This is a genomic window from Kosakonia sp. H7A (assembly GCF_003028445.1).
GTDB classification, from domain to species: Bacteria; Pseudomonadota; Gammaproteobacteria; order Enterobacterales; family Enterobacteriaceae; genus Kosakonia; species Kosakonia radicincitans.
Window position 1 is genome coordinate 1 of record NZ_PYTZ01000151.1, and the last position, 430, is coordinate 430.

Sequence of the window (430 nt, forward strand, 5' to 3'; positions counted from 1 at the left end):
CGCGGCCGGATCGAGGTCGGTCCAGTCCGAGAGCAGCACGACGTGTTCACGGTCGTAACGGTACGGCGGTGGTTCGAGGGGATCGATCACCAGCGCGCCATACAGGCCTGACTGCTCCTGGAACATCGAATGGCTGTGATACCAGTAAGTGCCCGATTGCCGCAGCGTGAAGCGGTACTGGTAGGCCTCGCCGGGCGCGATGCCGTCAAAGCTCATGCCCGGCACGCCGTCCATGTTGGCCGGCAACAGCAGGCCATGCCAGTGGATCGAGGTGGGGGCATCGCGCAGCGTGTTGGCGACGCGGACGGTCACCGTGTCGCCTTCGCGCCAGCGCAGCGTGGGTGCGGGCAGGCTGCCGTTGACGGTGATCGCCTGCCGCGCGCGGCCAGTGAAATCGACTGGCGCACGTCCGATGGACAGGTGCAGGTCG

1 protein-coding gene is annotated in these 430 nt (G+C 67.0%); it reads right to left on the bottom strand.

The features are described 5' to 3' along the window. On the bottom strand, positions 1–430 hold a 430-nt coding region (locus CWM66_RS28675), incomplete at both ends, for a multicopper oxidase domain-containing protein (protein WP_158262977.1).